This is a genomic window from Desulfovibrio sp. SGI.133 (assembly GCF_050313955.1).
Lineage (GTDB): Bacteria > Desulfobacterota > Desulfovibrionia > Desulfovibrionales > Desulfovibrionaceae > Desulfovibrio.
The window spans coordinates 49713-66905 of sequence record NZ_JBNPMK010000004.1 but is presented as its reverse complement, the minus strand read 5'-3'; the positions used below and the strand labels follow the sequence as shown (position 1 = coordinate 66905).

The 17193-nt window shown below is 62.5% G+C and carries 14 protein-coding genes and 1 tRNA gene; 9 read left to right on the top strand and 6 right to left on the bottom strand.

The features are described from left to right. Positions 1–204: 204 nt before the first annotated feature. A complete protein-coding gene (locus tag ACQRBR_RS07205) occupies positions 205–4308 on the bottom strand; it encodes an autotransporter domain-containing protein (RefSeq protein WP_427812659.1) in 4104 nt (1367 codons plus the stop codon). 370 nt (positions 4309–4678) lie between these two features. Here ACQRBR_RS07205 and ACQRBR_RS07200 point away from each other — a divergent pair, with 370 nt between their 5' ends. From ACQRBR_RS07200 to ACQRBR_RS07190, 3 genes are all read left to right on the top strand, one after another. Beyond that, positions 4679–5020, top strand: coding sequence for a hypothetical protein (locus tag ACQRBR_RS07200; RefSeq protein WP_427812658.1), 342 nt, complete (start codon positions 4679–4681; stop codon positions 5018–5020). 498 nt (positions 5021–5518) lie between these two features. Beyond that, positions 5519–6115, top strand: a complete 597-nt coding sequence (locus ACQRBR_RS07195; RefSeq protein WP_427812657.1) for a helix-turn-helix domain-containing protein — start codon at positions 5519–5521, stop codon at positions 6113–6115. A gap of 336 nt (positions 6116–6451) precedes the next feature. Further along, complete coding sequence (locus tag ACQRBR_RS07190; protein WP_427812656.1) at positions 6452–7264, top strand: MinD/ParA family protein; 813 nt, start codon at positions 6452–6454, stop codon at positions 7262–7264. A 118-nt stretch (positions 7265–7382) separates the two neighbouring features. Here ACQRBR_RS07190 and ACQRBR_RS07185 read toward each other — a convergent pair whose 3' ends face one another. From ACQRBR_RS07185 to ACQRBR_RS07175, 3 genes are all read right to left on the bottom strand, one after another. After that, the gene (locus ACQRBR_RS07185) at positions 7383–8495 is read right to left on the bottom strand and encodes a DUF362 domain-containing protein (protein WP_427812655.1); all 1113 of its coding nucleotides are present in this window, start codon (positions 8493–8495) and stop codon (positions 7383–7385) included. Between the two features lie 66 nt (positions 8496–8561). Then, positions 8562–9134, bottom strand: coding sequence for a flavin reductase family protein (locus tag ACQRBR_RS07180; protein ID WP_427812654.1), 573 nt, complete (start codon positions 9132–9134; stop codon positions 8562–8564). A 165-nt stretch (positions 9135–9299) separates the two neighbouring features. Next, positions 9300–10577, bottom strand: a complete 1278-nt coding sequence (locus ACQRBR_RS07175; RefSeq protein WP_297230750.1) for an MFS transporter — start codon at positions 10575–10577, stop codon at positions 9300–9302. Between the two features lie 274 nt (positions 10578–10851). On the opposite strand from ACQRBR_RS07175, the gene ACQRBR_RS07170 reads away from it, so the two are divergent. The 5 genes from ACQRBR_RS07170 to ACQRBR_RS07150 all read left to right on the top strand — a co-directional run bounded on the left by ACQRBR_RS07170 (position 10852) and on the right by ACQRBR_RS07150 (position 14676). Then, on the top strand, positions 10852–11568 hold the full coding sequence (locus ACQRBR_RS07170; RefSeq protein ID WP_278882185.1) for an AzlC family ABC transporter permease: 717 nt from the start codon (positions 10852–10854) through the stop codon (positions 11566–11568). Beyond that, a complete protein-coding gene (locus tag ACQRBR_RS07165; protein ID WP_303880628.1) occupies positions 11565–11906 on the top strand; it encodes an AzlD domain-containing protein in 342 nt (113 codons plus the stop codon). The genes ACQRBR_RS07170 and ACQRBR_RS07165 overlap by 4 nt, the downstream gene beginning before the upstream one ends. Next, entirely contained in the window at positions 11906–12241 is a 336-nt protein-coding gene (locus ACQRBR_RS07160) for a DUF4911 domain-containing protein (protein ID WP_204626018.1), read from the top strand. The genes ACQRBR_RS07165 and ACQRBR_RS07160 overlap by 1 nt, the downstream gene beginning before the upstream one ends. Before the next feature lie 105 nt (positions 12242–12346). After that, positions 12347–12970 (top strand): hypothetical protein, encoded by a 624-nt coding sequence (locus tag ACQRBR_RS07155; RefSeq protein WP_427812653.1) that lies wholly within the window; start codon positions 12347–12349, stop codon positions 12968–12970. Next, the gene (locus tag ACQRBR_RS07150) at positions 12967–14676 is read left to right on the top strand and encodes a carbon starvation CstA family protein (protein ID WP_427812652.1); all 1710 of its coding nucleotides are present in this window, start codon (positions 12967–12969) and stop codon (positions 14674–14676) included. The genes ACQRBR_RS07155 and ACQRBR_RS07150 overlap by 4 nt, the downstream gene beginning before the upstream one ends. A gap of 246 nt (positions 14677–14922) precedes the next feature. On the opposite strand, the gene ACQRBR_RS07145 is transcribed toward ACQRBR_RS07150, so the two are convergent. Then, complete coding sequence (locus ACQRBR_RS07145; RefSeq protein ID WP_303880630.1) at positions 14923–15480, bottom strand: nitroreductase family protein; 558 nt, start codon at positions 15478–15480, stop codon at positions 14923–14925. A gap of 603 nt (positions 15481–16083) precedes the next feature. Between ACQRBR_RS07145 and ACQRBR_RS07140 the strand changes: the two genes are divergently transcribed. Beyond that, a complete protein-coding gene (locus ACQRBR_RS07140) occupies positions 16084–16557 on the top strand; it encodes a hypothetical protein (protein ID WP_427812651.1) in 474 nt (157 codons plus the stop codon). Positions 16558–16713: 156 nt separating this feature from the next. Here ACQRBR_RS07140 and ACQRBR_RS07135 read toward each other — a convergent pair. Beyond that, positions 16714–16799: transfer RNA gene (locus ACQRBR_RS07135), tRNA-Leu, on the bottom strand. Positions 16800–17193: the final 394 nt, after the last annotated feature.

Genomic DNA, 17193 nt, shown 5'->3' with positions numbered 1-17193 from the left:
GGAATGTGTTTCTATCCACCTGGGTAACTCTTGTGTATTCCATAAGATGGATCAGTTGCCGGTGGAAATGTTGTGAGGAAAGCGAAGAGGAAGATCCATTGCGGACCGAAAACCAGCAGGGCCGGTCCCCCGGAAGGTGCGGAGACCGGCCCTGTTGAAGCGCGGCGGCCGTGACTCTCGACGGCCGCCGCGCAGGCTGGATGTTTAGAACTCGTAACGGAAGCTGCCGAACACACCGTGGCCGGTGGTGTGCTGACCGGCCTGCAGGGTGTAGTTGACGCCGAAGCTCATGGTGTCGTTACCCAGTTCCAGACCAACGCCACCCTGCCAGGTGAGGTAGTCCATCATCTGGGTTTCCACTTCGTAGGTACCGGGCAGACCGGTGAAGGCCACGTCCTGCTTGGCCTTGATGTCGCCGGCGGCCGGGATCACGCTGAAGTCGATGCTGGGCTTGAAGGACCAGCCGCTGTCCAGAGTGAAGTCCTTGGTAAAGGTCAGGCCCACCGGGAAGGTCCAGATATCCTGATGGAAGCCGTCGCCTTCCAGCACGGTGCCGCCGTTGCTTTCCGCATCGAAGCCCCAGGTATTAAGGCTCATGTAGCGCACACCGATATGCGGGATGACGTCGAGGACACTGGTCTCCAGCTTGTATTCGGCACGCAGACCGGCGCTGATGGCGCTGGCTTGCACGTCGGCTTCCAGATCGCCCATGCCCATACGGCTGTCCATGTCCTGCTGGAGGTCGTTCCAGGTGCTGGTATAGGAGACGTCGGCCATGAGACCGAAGTTCTCGTAGTTCCAGCCGGCGTAAGCGCCCAAGCCCCAGAAGCTCATGCGGTTTTCAGTGCTGTTGAGGTCGCCGCCGCTGGATTCGGCATAGCCGCCACCGATGTTGAAGGTGATACCGGCGCGGATGGCGTTCTCGAAGGTGTAGTCGGCACCCAGGGAGACGCCGCCCAGATTGCCGTTGAAGCCGTAATCGAGGTTGTCGGCTTCCATGCCCCAGCCGTGCTGGCTCTGCCACAGGGGAGCGATCCACAGGGCAAAACCGGTGGTGTTGCGGTCCACGATCTTGCCTTCGGCGTTCATGGCCTGCGCGCCGTCAGCGGGATTGGCGAAGCCCAGACGGTTGACAACGGCATTGCTGCCCGCGTCGGAAGCCATCTTGGTCATCTGCGGCACGGCACCGGCAAAGGCGATGCGGGCCGCACTTTCGATGGTGGAAGCGGCGGCGTCCTTGTCAGAGCCGAGGAAGCGGTTGTCCGTGGCGCGGCTCAGGAAGCGCACGCCCATGGCGTCGGCGTCAACGTCGTTGAGCTTCTGGCCGTACAGCGTATTGACCGCGGTGGCCAGCTCATGACTCAGCTTGGGGAAGACGGTATGGGCGTCTTCGCTCTTTGCCATGAAGACCGTGCCGTCTGTGGAGGTCAGGGTGAGCATGTCGGAGCTGGTCAGCAGGTTGGAGCCCTTCCAGCCGGTGGAGTTGTCGCTGTTATAGGTACCGCCGTTGAAGGCGTTACCCGTCGCTGCATCAGCATTGGTTGCACCGCTGATGACCGTATACTTTTGCCCGGCAACAGCGTCAGTGATGAGCAGCTTGGCGCCGTTCTCGACGTTGAGGGTCTTGGTTGTGGCACCAGAAAGGTCAATGGCCGCCGTAGCGCCGTTGATGGTATTGCCGTTGACCACCAGCAGGGAGTCTCGACCGAAGTAGGCGCCATCACTCACAGGCGTACCGTTGATGCTGCCGGAAGCATCGACACCGGCATCCACGACGATCTGTCCACCCGATATCAGTTGAATGGGTTGTCCCACGGCCAGCATGGACTGGCCAGCTCCCAGCGTGAATTTATCGCTCGCGATGGGGGTAGTCGTGAAGCCAGCTTTCCGCGCCATCTCCTGCAAATCTTCCAGGTTGAAGGCCACATTGACGACGGAGCCGTCGCTCACCAGAAGTTTGGAACCAAGCTTATTGTTGGCCAGGCTTTTGATTGTGCCGTACGACGGGTCGAAGAAAAGCACGCCGCCGGTGGCCTTCACCGTACCCAGATCAGCAACAGCATTGGTGATGTTCAGCAGACCATGCTCGACGACCGCATTTTCTACAGTCAGGCTGGCGCTGTCCACGGCGACGCTACCGTTTGCATCCACTACTTCCAGCGTGTTGGCGGCGACCTGCGTGGTATCCAGGCCATTGCCTGCCACCTCGAAGCTACCGTCGGCCACCTCAACTGCGTTCAGGACAAGGTTTTGGGCCTTTTCATTGCCCTCAAGGCCCACGGTCAGAGTCGCGTCGCCTTCAACCTTCACGTTGGTGGCCACAGCTTCGTTCTCGGCGTTGACGACACCGGTGAAACCAGCTTCGCCACCGGTCAGGGTGACGTTGGAGCCGGCCGTTACAGCGAGAGTGACGGCTGCGGCACTCTCGGTATCATCAATCTGCAGACCCTGGGCGGTGAACTCGCTGCCTTGGACAGTAATGGTATCGGCCTTCAAGGGCTCCTTGGTAGCGTCATCGGCTTTGACGACCGAGACGATTCGATTCGGTACAGAGGGGATCGTGCCATCTGCAATAGCATCCACGGGGGCCTCACCTGCATCCACAACAACGGGAGTCATGGTGATGGTGACTTCAGTTTCCTCCTTGTCCGCTCCCACGACCAGGTCCTTGCCTTCCGTGTCAAGCGTGGCATTGAGGAAGTTCAGGGCCGCATTTTCTTCGCCCTGCTCCAGCAGAGCATCCTTGGCCGCGTTATAGTCCTCCAGCGTATAGTCCCCGCCATCCAGGCGCAGATTCAGATTGCCCGCGGTACCGATGATGCTGGTGCCGTCAGTAATGCCGTTATCCTTGTTGGTGGTGGCATAGTCCGTAAGCAGCTGGCCAAAGTCCGCCACAAAGGTGCCGCCGTCGATGGTCAGCTTGCTGTCCTTATCAAAAGAAAGCGAGCTGCCGCTGGCCATGTCCAGCGTACCGCCGTTGACGGTGATGTTACCGCCAACCTGCGTCAGGCCGCTGTTCAGCGTGGTGGTGCCGTCTTTCACCGTGATGGTGCCGGCGTTGTAGATGTCGTTGGCCTTGCCGGCAGCGGTGTTGTTGGTGAAGGTGTTGGTACCCTTGAAGTTCAGCTCGCCGCTGGCGGCATTGAAGATGGCGCCACCGATCTTGCCGGCCTGGTTGCCTTCGAAGGTGGAACCCGTGATGGTCATCTGGTCGGCGTTGGTGATGGCGCCGCCCTGTCCGATACCGGCCACAGCCGTGTTGCCCTTGAAGGTGCTGCCGGTGATATTGACCGTACCGTTAAAGCCGTTCCACACAGCGCCGCCGTTACCGGCCTTGTTGCCTTCGAAGGTGGAACCGGTGATGGTGATGGTGCCGAGTTTGCTGGTATCACCGGATTCGTTCAGCACGGCACCGCCGGCGCTCGTCGGCACGGAGTTGCCCCTGAAGGTGCTGCTGGTGATGGTGACGTTGCCGTCGCGGTTGAAGATGGCGCCGCCCTTCAGCGAGCTGGTATTGCCGGTGAAGGTGGCATTTTTGACGTCCAGCTTGGCGTTAGTGTCGTTGAAGATGGCACCACCGGCGATGTTGTCATTTTTAGTCGCATTGAAGTCGGCCGTCACGGAGTTGCCGGTGAAGGTGGTTCCGTCGATCGTCAGAGAGGTTTGTCCGGGCGCCGCATGAGCACCATTGTAGATGGCGCCACCGCTGTAGTTCGCGGTATTGTTGGCGAAGCTGCCGTCCGTGATGGTCATCTGGTCGGCGTTGGTGATGGCGCCGCCCTGTCCGAGGCCACCCTCAGCCAGAGCCATGTTGCCCTTGAAGGTGCTGTCGGCGATTTCGACCTTGCCGTCGGAGCCGTTCCACACAGCGCCGCCGTTACCGGCCTTGTTGCCTTCAAAGGTGGAACCCTTGATGGTGATGGTGCCGAGTTTGCTGGTATCACCGGATTCGTTCAGCACGGCACCGCCGGCGCTCGTCGGCACGGAGTTGCCCCTGAAGGTGCTGCTGGTGATGGTGACGTTGCCGTCGCGGTTGAAGATGGCGCCGCCCTTCAGCGAGCTGGTATTGCCGGTGAAGGTGGCATTTTTGACGTCCAGCTTGGCGTTAGTGTCGTTGAAGATGGCACCACCGGCGATTTTGTCATTGTTGTCAGCTTTGGCAGCACCCTTTTCAAACGTGATGGGGCCTTCAATGGTACCCTTTTCGATGGTCACACTGCCAGCGTTGGTAATGGCGCCCTTACCGTTGATATTTTCGATAGTGATCGCGACGCCCTTAGTGACATCCACGATACCGCCATCGAGCATGAGTTTGTTGAGGGCAGTGTATTTTTGACTGCCTGAATCGCTAATTGCGGTCGGCGTCCAGGTGGCTCCGTCTTTGACGGTCAGCGTCATTTCGGAAACTTTAAGCTTCGAAGGATCCTTGGGCGTGCCATTCCAGGAAATAAGCGTGTTACCGTTCCAGTAGGAGTCAGCACCATTCAGAGTAATATCTATTGTTGCATTTACACCGGTACCAGATGTTGGGTCATCATAGTTAAAATTGATATTTCCATCAATTCCAACAGTAGATTCTCCAGATTTATTAAGGGAAATAATAGCATCTCCTCTGGCAAGGAGAGCATTTTGTGCTTCTACATGAAGATTTCCATTAATTTCTATGATGCCATTAGACATGGCAACAATAGCGCTGTTTTCTGCTTTGATATTAGTATTTTCTGCATTTATTGTTATGCTAGCGCGTTGTTCGACAGGAATTCCATCAGTATCTGTTGAATTGTTTTGTGCCCACAGAGCTGAATATGACCCTGATGTGTCTGTGCTTATAAGAGTAACTTCTTTTGAAGTTAGGGTAATATGTCCACTTTCTAAAGAAAATATACCACCACCAGCATTAATAGCTATGCTTTGTGTGTCACTATTACCTATATTAATTTGTGGATTATTACGCGTATCTGTACCATTCGCAGTAATAGCATCACCACTCGCAGTATATGAAATATTCTCTCCAAGATAATCATGAACGCCTGAAGTATGCTGGATAGCCGCCCCCGCGGCCGCCGCACCGCCCATGACCAGCATACCGGCCACAGCCAGGCTGCCGAAAGTGTTCATCAGGTGGCACTTTTTGAGCACCGCCTTGTACCGGTTGATGAGGTTCCCGATGGCTCCCTTGGTAAGTTGCATAACAGCATCTCCCGAATTTGCGACGTCCGGCCAACAACGGGCGTCAGGTGTACAGGCAGGCTGTCAGGGCGCGAGACAAAGAACCGCTGCAAGTAATGATAATGAATACAATACATTGCACGTGGACTGCCCATAACAGCATTGCGTTCGCAAATGTGGGCGGATATGATGTTCTTAATGATGATGGAGAATGGAACAAAATATCGCCCACACTCTTTTGTTAGAACAGAATTCAGGTCGAGTAAACAAAAAAATGTTCTTTAATATCTATTTTTTTGTTAACAGCTGATTTTCTATTCTTTTTTGGGTGGGTCAAGGATGAAAACATATGCAGAAACTTGGAGAACGCATCCGTCATGTACGGGGCAGAATGTCCCAGGAGGCTTTTGCCGGCCTGCTGGGCATCAGCAAGGGCGCTCTCGGCGGTTATGAACGTGGGGAAAATTGTCCCAATGCTGATGTGATCTTAACCATTTGTAATAAATGCCGGATCAATGTCTCCTGGCTGATGTCGGGAGTGGGGGACATGCAGGCCCGGGACGACACCGGGGAGGACAGGCTGCAGGAAAATGGAGCGGAGTTTCTGGAGGACAGAATTCCGGCGGTCGAAGAATTGGCCTGCCAGATGGCGCCCGGCCAGGATTGCAAGGCAGAGAACAACGCCTTGCGGGCTCATTGCCGCTGGTTGCGGGAGCGCCTGGACCAGCTGGAAGCGGAGCGCCGGGATCTGAACAGGGAAAACAGGCTGTTATGGCAAAAAAATGCCGATCTTGGCGAACGGCTTGCCCGACTGGAACAGTCTCAGGAGATGGCCAGGGGGAATGCCTATGCAGCAGGAGAAGATACAACGGCTGCACTGACTGTTTCCCGTCATGGCATGCGCTGTAATCGTCTGCAGGAAAGCTGCAAGGCGGACAGGAGCTAGGCAGAAGATCTCTGTTATGCGGCCGTTGCTGCAGGGATAACAGGGACGGCATCCATATCGCTTTTCTTTCGGTGTCTTTTCTGTCCGTTATAGAGTCGTATGCTGGATGTCCCGGGATCCGGGGCATCCGGAGAGGCGGATGAGAGAGTTCCTGGCCTGCGGCAATCCCTAACTTCCCTGATGCCCTTTGCCGGTAGTGCGGATCTTTTCCGCTACCGGGTCTGGGGCACGCCCGCTTTCCTGCAGGCCTGCTCACGGGCCGGCCCTCCCCATGCTCTTGACGGGACAGGCAGATATCGTACTCTGTCAGGGCAAGACCTGACATCTGGAGCGCGCATGAACAGCAGTTATCCTCTGGTATTTTCCGTCACCTCGGGCAAGGGGGGCGTGGGCAAGACCAATATCTCGGTCAATCTGGCCCTGACCCTGGCGGCGCGCGGCAAGCGCGTGCTGCTTCTGGACGCGGACCTGGGGCTGGCCAATGTGGACGTGCTGCTGGGCCTGCATCCCGAAAAGAACATCTTCCACCTGTTCCATGAGGGGGCGTCCTTGCGGGACATCCTGCTGCCCACGGAATACGGCTTCTCCATCCTGCCCGCCTCGTCGGGTGTCAGCGAGATGCTGGCGCTCAATTCGGGGCAGAAGCTGGAGCTGCTGGATGCCATGGACGAGCTGGAGGACGATCTGGATTTCCTCATCGTGGACACGGGCGCGGGCATCAACGACAGCGTGCTCTATTTCAATGTGGCGGCGCAGGAACGGCTCCTCGTCCTGACCCCCGAGCCCACCTCGCTGACGGACGCCTATGCCCTGATTAAGGTGCTGAAGACGCAGCACGGCGTGGACCGCTTCCAGGTCTGCGTGAACATGGCGCAGGACATGAAGAGCGCCCGTGAGATGTTCGTGCGGCTCACGGACGTCTGCGACCACTTCCTGGGCGGGGTCTCGCTGGATCTGGCCGGTGTGCTGCCCCGCGACCCCGGCGTGCACGAGGCCGTGGTGCGCCAGCAGCCTTTCTGCCGCTGCCTGCCGGAAAGCCAGGTCTGCCGGGGGCTGGAAAAGATGGCGGACACCATTCTGCGCTGGGAGCCCGCCCCCAGTGCCGACGGCAACATCAAATTCTTCTGGAAAAAACTGCTCTACCGCTGAGACGTCCCTTGCGGGGACGGACGGCGGCCGGACGGAAGGCCAACAAAAAACGGCGTCGAAAGACGCCGTTTTTTTGTTGTGCATGAACTGTCCCCGGGTGCGGGGCAGGGGGCCGTCCCTACTTCACGGTCACCAGCTCGTAATCCACGTTGCCGATGCCGATCTTCTGGGCATGCTCGATCTGGCTGCGCCAGTTGGTCCTGGGATGGATGTCGGTGAAGTGGTCGTTGTGCTCGTGGGCGCACTGGCCCAGCACGCTGGTGCTGATGGCGGGCGCGGCGTTGACCGCGTCGATACAGGCGTGGTCCAGGGCCACGGGGTCGAAGCTGGCGAACATGCCGATGTCGGGCACCACGGCGGCGTCGTTTTCGGCGTGGCAGTCGCAGTAGGGCGAGACCTGGTTGACGATGCTCACATGGAAGTGCGGGCGGTTCTGGATGACGGCCTTGGTGTATTCAGCCATGCGTTCGTTGAGGATGGTGCTCTCGGCGTCGAAGGCGTTGCTGATGGCGTCGAAGTTGCACACGCCGATGCAGCGGCCGCAGCCGGCGCACAGGTCATGGTCGATGCGGGCCTTGTGGTCTTCGCCGATGCTGATGGCCGACTGGGCGCAGTAGTGCGTACAGGTCTTGCAGCCGCGGCACTTTTCGGCGTCGATGCTGGGCTTGCCGATGCTGTGCATGGCCATCTTGCCCGCACGGCTGCCGCAGCCCATGCCGATGTTCTTGATGGCGCCGCCGAAGCCGGTCAGCTCGTGGCCCTTGAAGTGGGTCAGGCTGATGAAGATGTCGGCGTCCATGATGGCGCGGCCGATGAAGGCGCTCTGGAAGTGATCACAGCCTTCCAGGGGCACTTCCATCTCGTCGGTGCCCTTGAGGCCGTCGGCAATGATCATCTGGCAGCCGGTGCTCAGGGGCGAGAAGCCGTTTTCCTGCGCGGCGGCCAGGTGTTCCAGGGCGTGCTTGCGGCGGCCCACATACAGGGTGTTGCAGTCGGTCAGGAAGGGGCGCCCGCCAAGGGAAGTCACCTTGTCGGCCACCACCTTGGCAAAGTTGGGACGCAGGAAGGACAGGTTGCCCGGCTCACCGAAATGGATCTTGATGGCCACGAACTTGCTGTCCATGTCGATGCTGTCGATGCCGGCCTTTTCGATCAGTTTTTTCAGCTTGTCCAGCAGGCCGGTGCCCACGGGGCAGCGCATGTCGGTGAAATAGACTTTGGAAGCGCTCATTGTCGTCTGTTCTCCAGCGTAGAGGTGTTGAGCGCCGCCCCGGAGGACGGCGCGGACATTCGGATGTTACAGGCCGTACTGGCGGCCCAGGGAAAAGGCTTTGCCCAGCGGCTCGCCCACGCGGCAGTACTGCTTCTGGCCGCCGTCGTAGAGCAGGGGATCGATGCGGTACATGTCGGGCTGGCCGTTTTCGTTGAGGCAGTCGGTCTCGATGCCCACGTTGAGGATGCGGCCCACGAACTGGGTATGGCTGCCCAGTTCCAGCGTGGCCTGCAGTTCGCACTCCAGCACCAGCGGGCATTCGTCCACATAGGGGGCATCCACCACCTTGCTGCGCACGGCGGTCAGGCCGGTGGCGGAGAATTTGTCCTCCTTGGCACCGGAGACCATGCCCGCAAAGTCCACCATGGCGGCCTGGGCCGCCGAGGGCACGCAGACCGTGAACGCCTTGCGCGCCACGATGGCCTTGTGCGTCCAGCGTTCGGGCCGCACGGAAACGGCGATGCAGGGCGGGTTGGAGCAGCAGATGCCGCCCCAGGCGGCGGTCATGATATTGGCTTTGCCTTCTTCATCATAGGCGGCCACCAGAAAGGCCGGCATGGGGTAGGCCAGGGTGACGGGACCAAGAGCTTTTTTCATGGTGTGACCTCCTTGTCATGCATGATGTGTTCCGCGCAACCGCTTGTGAAGGATGGCTGTATAGCATCGCCTGCGGCCTGTAGCAACATGTGGTGAGTAACATGTTTGCTGCAAAGGTGTCATTGTCTTTTCCTCTCGACATGCATCGCCGGGAGGGCCGCGGGGCTAGCTGTCCTCCAGGGGTTGCAGGGCGTGGTGCAGGCGCGGCAGCCGGCGTACGCCCGCCAGCAGGATGCCCAGGGCCACGCAGGGGGCGGCCGCCAGGGCCAGGAAGGCGGGGCCGTAGCCCAGCAGATGGGCCACCAGCCCGCCGTAGGAAGCGCTGCACGAAGCGCCGATGCCCTGCAGGGTCATGATGACGCCCAGGCCCAGGTTGACGTGGCCGGTGCCGTTGAGCAGCCGGGCGGCAAGGCCGGGCGTGACCACGCCCAGGATGCCCGCACCCACGCCGTCCAGCATCTGGACGGGGATGATGCTCCACGGGCTGTGCCAGAAGCCCGCGATGCAGCCGCGCAGGGGCAGGGCCAGCAGCGCGCACCAGAGCAGGATGCCGTAGCCGCGCCTGCGGGCCAGACGGGCGGCCCAGAGGGCCACGAGGATCATGGTGCCCTGGGCGATGACCACGGTGGCGGCGGTATAGGCCGCGCCGTTGATGGCAAAGCGGGCCACGGCGGACTGGCCCAGCAGGGGCAGCATGTGGGCGTTGCCCAGATGGAAAAAGAGCATGACCAGCCCCACGCAGAGCACGGGCAGGGCCGCGGGGCCGTGCCAGAGGGCCGCGCGCTGTGCGGGCGTGGCGTGTTCCGCTTCAGGGGCGAGCCCCCGCGCCTGGGCATGGTCGATGTCGCGGGGCGCGATGCCGTGCAGGGCATAGAGGCTGAGGAGCAGCATGCCGCTCATGACCACGAAGACGCCGGGTACTCCGTACCAGTAGCCGATGGCCCCGCCCAGCATGGCGGAAAGGCCGTTGCCCGCGTGGTTCCAGGCCTCGTTGCGTCCCAGCTGGGCGGGCAGGTGGGACTGGCCCGCCAGCCCCAGGGTCAGGCCGCTGATGGTGGGGGCCATGGCGGCCGCGCAGACGGCCTGGACGATCTGGGCACCGCCCACCAGCAAAGGATGCTGGCAAAGGAAGATCAGGGCCAGGGCGGCCACGATGCCCAGCGATGCCAGGGCCAGCAGCAGGCGCTTGCGGCGGGTGGCGTCGGCCAGGGCGCCCAGGGGCGCGGTGACGGCCATGCCCGCCAGACCGCCGATGGTCATGACGTAGCCGATGCTGTCCGGCGTCCAGCCGTGGCTTTGCAGGAAGATGCCCAGAAAGGGCCCCAGACCGTCACGGACGTCTGCCAGGGCGAAGCAGAGCAGGGAAAGACAGGTCAGGGAACGTGTCTTGGCCGCCAGATCCGGCGGCAGGGAGCGAGGAGCGAAGAACGACAGGGCGGACATGCGGCCTCGGGAAAAGACTGAAGGTTGGAAAACAAAAATTGTTCCGAAAAACTCCCGCTTTGGCAAGAGCAGGGGGCGCAGGGCGGCATGACGGGATCCGTCCGCAAAAAGGAGGGCGACGGTGACGGGCCGGGGGAGGCGCTGCCCCGGTCTCCGGCCGGTACGTGTGCCGGAGCGCTGGCCGGGCGGGGCCTTCTTTCATGCCGGGGACCCTTGCCAAAGGGGGAGGAAAAGGGCTAGGAAATCCCTTTCATTTTCAGGAGAGGAGGCTGCTGTGGCATCTCCCTATATGGATGGCGTGCGCCGGGCCCTGCCCATCGTGCTGGGCTATGTGCCGGTGGCGTTCGCCTTTGGTGTGCTGGCCGTCAAGAGCAACATCCCGCCCGCTCTGGTGGTGGCCATGTCGGTGTTCCATTTCGCCGGTTCCGGGCAGTTCGTCTGCGCCGGGTTGTGGGGGGCCGGTGTGGGGGCCATGTCCGTCATCGTGGCGGTCTTCGTGGTCAACCTGCGCCATCTGCTCATGTCCGCCGCCATGGCCGAGCCGCTGGCGCCGCTCAAGCGCTGGCAGCGTTTCCTGTTCGGCTGCGAGATGACGGACGAGACCTTCGGCGTGCATATCACGGCCTTCCAGCGCGGCTGGAAGCTGTGCACGGCCACGCTCTTTACCTGCAACCTCACGGCCCATGCCTCGTGGGTGCTGGGGACGGTCATCGGCGTGTTCTGCGGCGGCCTCGTCCATGACGTGAAGCCCCTGGGCCTGGACTATGCCCTTACGGCCATGTTCCTGGCCCTGCTGGTGCCGCAGTGCGTCAGCCGCCTGCATGTGCTGGTGGCCATCGTGACGGCCATCCTTTCCCTGAGCCTGAAGCTGGCCGGCATGGGCCAGTGGAACGTGGTGGTGGCCACGGTGCTGGGCGCCACGCTGGGCGTGGTCCTGCTGCACCGCAACAAGAGCGCCCTGCCGGAAAAGAAAGAGGAGGACGCGGCATGATCTGGATACAGCAGCACGCGGAACTGCTTTTTTGCCTGGTGGGTTGCATGCTGGTGACGGTCATCCCCCGTGTGGGGCCGGTCATGTATCTGCATGCCGAGAGCCTGCCCGACCTGCTGCGCCACTGGCTCTCCTTCGTGCCCGTGGCGGTCATGGCGGCCCTGCTGGGCCCGGACGTCTTCATCTATCAGGGAGAGTTCATGCCCACGCAGCACAACCTCTTCCTGATGACGGCCATCCCGGCCCTGCTGGTGGCCTGGTGGAGCAAGAGCTTTTTCGGCACCATCGCCTTTTCCATGGGCTTCGTGGCCCTGATGCGCTACCTGGGGTGGTACTGATGGCACACGAGTCCCGGCCGCACTGTCCCTTCCACCTGCGGGAGGCCCATCTGCCCCCGGCCCTGCGCAAACCGCGCAAGCCCGCGCCGCCCCTGCCGCCCCCGGCCCGCAGTGCCCGGCTGCTGGTGCGTCTGGCCGCGGAGGATACGGCCCTGTTCCGCTTTTTGCTGGAAGGCTATGACAACACGGCCTACTTCACCGTGCTGGAGCCGCGCACGGCCCTGCTCAAGCTGGTCTTTTCGCCGCACCGGGAAGAGGCCCTGCGCCGGGCCCTGGCCGAGATGGCCGAGAGCCTGGATTTTTCAGTGGAACCCTGGCCCCTGGACAGGGCCTGATACCGTTGGCGGGGAGGTGCCCGGCAGGGCGGCCGTCCCCGGCGTCCCCGGCGCGTTGCCTGTCCGGCACAGGCAGCGGACGGCCGGGAGACGGGAGTTTTTGCCATGGAGAAGGATGCCCCTTCAGATGCGGGAGCCCGCACGGACCAGTCCCGCCCCGCCGGAGAGGAGAGCGCCCCGGACGGACAGCTGGACGCCCTGCTGGCGACCCTGACCGCCGCGAGCTTCGATGTGGAGCGGCAGGACGGGCCCGGCAGCCTGCGCGCCACTTGCGCCTTCCACCGTCGTGACGAGGCCTATGTGCTGCACCGCAAGGCCACGCTCTGGGCGGCGGAGACGCATGAATACGTGCAGGTCCACTCTCTGCCCCGGCTGGATATGGCCGCCTGGGAGCGCATCCGTGACGGAGCCCTGGCCTGGGGGCAGGAGCGCATCCGGCCCCACGACGAACATATGGCCTCGTATGTGAGCGTCATCATCCTTTGCCGGTCATGGCATCAGGATGCGGCGGCCGCCGTGGAGCGCTGCCGTGTCTGCAAGAGTTTCTGGCTGGGCCTGCGCGGCTGGATGCGCCTGCGCGCGCTGGCCCTCACCCTGCCTTCCGCGCCGTGGCGCGACACCGTCCCCCCCGATGCCGCCTGCGTCTGCAACAAGGCAGCCCGGGCCACCCTGCTGCCGCTGGTGCGCAGGGCGTTCCCGTCCCATTTTCCTCAAGAGCGTGCATCATGAATTCCCTGTATCTGCTCCTTGGCGGCCTGGCCCTGCTGGGGCTGGGCTATTTCGTTTACGGCGCCTGGCTGGAAAAGGTCTGGGGCGTCGATCCCTCCCGGCCCACACCGGCCCACCAGTTCCGCGACGGCGTGGACTACATGCCTTCCAAAGCTCCGGTGGTGCTGGGCCACCATTTTTCGTCCATCGCCGGGGCCGGGCCCATCAACGGCCCCATCCAGGCCGCCGTCTTCGGCTGGCTGCCCTGTTTCATCTGGGTGGTCGTCGGCGGCATCTTCTTCGGCGGCGTGCATGACTTCGGCTCCCTGTTCGCCTCCCTGCGCAACAAGGGCCGCTCCATCGGCGAAGTCATCGCCGGCAGCATCGGCCTGCGGGCCAAGCGTCTGTTCGTCATCTTTTCCTTCCTGACCCTGGTGCTGGTGGTGGGGGCCTTCGCCTCCATCGTGGCGGGCACCTTCAACGGCTTCATGACCGATGCCTCGGGCGCGCTGGTCCACAACCACGTCAACGGCTCCACGGCCACCATCTCCCTGCTGTTCATCGTGCTGGCCGTGATCTTCGGCCTGCTGGTCTACCGTTTCGAGATGCCCCTGGGCAGGGCCACCCTGCTGGGCGTGGCGGGCATCGTGGGCGTCATCGCCCTGGGGCTGCGCTTTCCCCTCTACGCGGGCTACGACACCTGGATGTGGCTGCTGGGCCTGTACATCCTCGTGGCCTCGGTGACGCCCGTCTGGATCCTGCTCCAGCCCCGCGACTACCTCAGCTCCTTCCTGCTCTACGCCATGATGCTGGCCGCCGTGGTGGGCATCGTGGCCGCGCATCCGGTCATCGAGCTGCCCGCCTTCACCTCCTTCGAGGTCAACGGCCAGTATCTCTTCCCGGCCCTGTTCGTGACCGTGGCCTGCGGGGCCATCTCGGGCTTCCATTCGCTGGTGGCCTCGGGCACCACGTCCAAACAGCTGAGCAGCGAGCGTGACGCCCGCCTGGTGGGCTTTGGTTCCATGCTCATCGAAAGCGCGCTGGGCATCGCCTCGCTCATCGCCGTGGGCTACATCTTCACCCAAAACGGCCATGCCTTCACCAGCCAGACGCCCACCCAGGTGCTGGCCGACGGCCTGTCGCAGATGCTGGCCCGTGTGGGGCTGGGCAGCGAGAGTGCCCGCGGCGTCACCTACGGCCTCATCATCCTGGCGGTGTCCACCTTCTGCCTGACCTCGCTGGATACGGCCACCCGTCTGGGGCGCTACATGTTCCAGGAACTGTGGCTGGCCCCGGGCCAGAGCGTGAAGGACGTGCGCGGCTGGCGGGCCGTGCTGGTCAACAAATATGTGGCCACGCTGGTGACCGTGGGCCTGGGCATGAGCCTGGGCTTTGGCGGTTATGCCAAGATCTGGCCCCTGTTCGGTGCGGCCAACCAGCTGCTGGCCGCGCTGGCCCTGCTGGCCGTGGCCTGCTGGCTCCAGAACCTTGCCCGCCGCAACGGCATGTTCCTGCTGCCCATGCTCTTCATGCTGCTGGTGACGCTCTCCGCCCTGGTGCTGGGCATCGTGGCCCAGGGCCGTGCCCTGCTGGCCGGGACGGGCGGTGCCGTGGCGGCCCTGCAACTGGTCATCGCCGTGCTGTTGTTGGCGTTGTCGCTGGTGCTGGTGCACGAAGGCTGGCAGGCCCTGCGCCGCAAGGGGCGTCCTGCGGCGGAAAAGGCCTAGAGCAGGTTTTCCCCATTAATAGGCTGGCGGAGCGCTGCCTTAAAAGAGCAGCGCTCCTGCCCCGGCATACGATAAAAAAGGCGGATCAGAGGATCCGCCTTTTCACGTTCTGATGTCTGCCGGTCGCGCCGGGGCCGCCCGGCAAGATGATGGCCCGTGGCATGGTGATGCTTCGGCGTTGCCGCCGTCACGGCGCGGAGGCCATCCTGCAGACGGTCTACTCCGGCGGTCCGCCATCCCGGGGATCTAGCCGTTGAAGATGACCGGCTCCTTGCGCTGGGCTTCGGGCAGATGTCCCTTGGCGTACCCCAGGCTCAGGGCGCTGACGAAGCGGCACTGCTCCGGCACCTTGTAGCGGGCCTTGATCTCCGGACGGTCCATGAAGTCCTGGGCAAAACCGATCCAGCAGGAGCCGATGCCCTTGGCGTGGGCGGCCAGCATGATGTTGGCCGTGCACAGGGTGCCGTCATACACGTACCAGTGCGAGGCCGTGTCCCCGTAGACGCAGATGACGTTGTTGGCGTCATAGAATATGTTGTAATTGGGGTTGTCCAGCCATTCCCTGTACTGGGCCAGCCAGGGGAAGTCGGCAAAATTCTCTTTGAGCCAGGCTTTGATCTCGTCGGAAAGGGCGGCGATCTTTTCCCGTCCCTCCAGGGTCACGAAACCCCAGGGCTGCATGCCGGAACCGGTGGCGGCTTTGGTGCCGACGGTCAGCAGCTCCAGAATCTCTTTTTTGGGGATGGGCCGGTCCTCATAGGAACGGCAGGAACGGCGGGTGAGGATACATTGCAGGGCGTCCATAAAAGACCTCCCGGGTCGGAAGAGGAAGGGAACGTCCGCAGACTGCGCGGACACTCTGCCAGTATAGCGCGGGGGGACGCAAAGGTCGAGCCGGAGGGGCGTCCGCAGACGGCATGTGGCGGCCATCCCTGGGGAACAGGCAGGGCGCTCTGGTGCGGGAGGCATGGCGCAGAAGGCTTTCAGCAAAACCGGAAGAGAAGGGCGGCAGGCTTTTGTATCTGGGGGCAGCGCCTCGTCCAGAGATGCGAGATGGCTGCGGCAAGAGGACGGGCTTGCGGAAAGAGGGATGGCGACGGCAGCCCTTTCTGTGACCGGCAGTGATGCGGGAGGGGATCGGGATGCCTGGTCGGATATGGGGCGGGCTCTCCGGCAGGCAGAGGGCAGAGCCTGTGCCGGGCGCTGGACATTGCGCCACGCTTCTCGTACTCAGCGCAGGAAAGGCGCTGCCTGTGGGGCGGCCCCGCCATGCTTCTGATGCATTTTTCCTTCGTGTCCGTTGTTCTGATGGAGAGCGGGCGTTGCCCCGTTCCCCGGCGGCATGGAAAAGGTCCCGGAAGGGGGCGGGAAGATGCCGCGGCGCCGGAACATCTTACTGGAGACGATATGCCACGGACCCTTTTGGCCCTGATCTTCCTGCTTCTGACCGCTGTTGCCTGCCCGGCCGGGCAGCATCCCCTCACCGTCACCCGGACTGCCGACGATTTCTACGCCGCGTTCGACCGGGATATCCTCATCAAAACGAAATTCTGTTCCGTTCGGGCGTTTCAGGAAAGAGCCCTGCTGCGCTCGGACAGCTTCGGCGAACTGGTGTTCATGGACGGCACGCGTTGCAACGTGGACACGGTCTATGTCCGCAAGCGCCTGCGGAGGGGGACCCATAAGGTCACCGTCACCCGTGAGGAAGAGGGCATCTACCGCCTGGCGGGCTCCGAGGCGCTGCTCTTCACGTCACGTTGCTCCACGCTGGCCCTGCGGGACGAGGCCGTACTGGAGATGCAGGACAGCCTTTCCGGCATCTTGCATCTGCATGGCGGCACCTGCCGGGTGGAGGGCGTTTTCGAGGCCATCTCTTATTGATGCCGGGCCCGCTCTGGCCTGGACGATCCCCCGGGAAAGACGGCCGGGCCGGCCTGGCTTCCCCTTCCCGGCTGTGGACTTGTCCCGCCGGTGGATGGGGGGCTTGAGAAAAAGGAAAAGCCGCCGCAGACCTGTCTGCGACGGCTTTTTGGGTTCTGGTACCCGGAGCCGGGCTTGAACCGGCACAGCCGGTGGCCGAGGGATTTTAAGTCCCTTGTGTCTACCAATTCCACCATCCGGGCGTGGGCTCCTTTGTAGCTGGCAGCTCCTGCGGCGTCAAGGGGCGGGCGTTGCCAGACGGGGGCCGAGCCGCTACACTGCCCGAGGCTCCGCCGTCACAGGGGAGGCCCGGCAGGGGGGCGCGTTTTCGTACGGCAGTGCTTTGTTCGGGCCGAGCCGCACGCTCCGCTCCTGTCGGGGGGGGAAGGCAGGGAGGCTCATCGGGACACGTGCCGAGGCCGTCACGGACTGTCAGGCAGCTGCGAAGGAACAGCCGCAAAAGGATGCCTTGGGGCGCGTCGCCCGCACGGTATCCCGTTCGCGACAGACCGCCGTGCCGGTGCCGAGGTAAGGTGTCCGCTCGGGAGTTCGTTGTGGCTCAGTCCGCTATCGTCCATGGCCGTGGACGGCGGCATC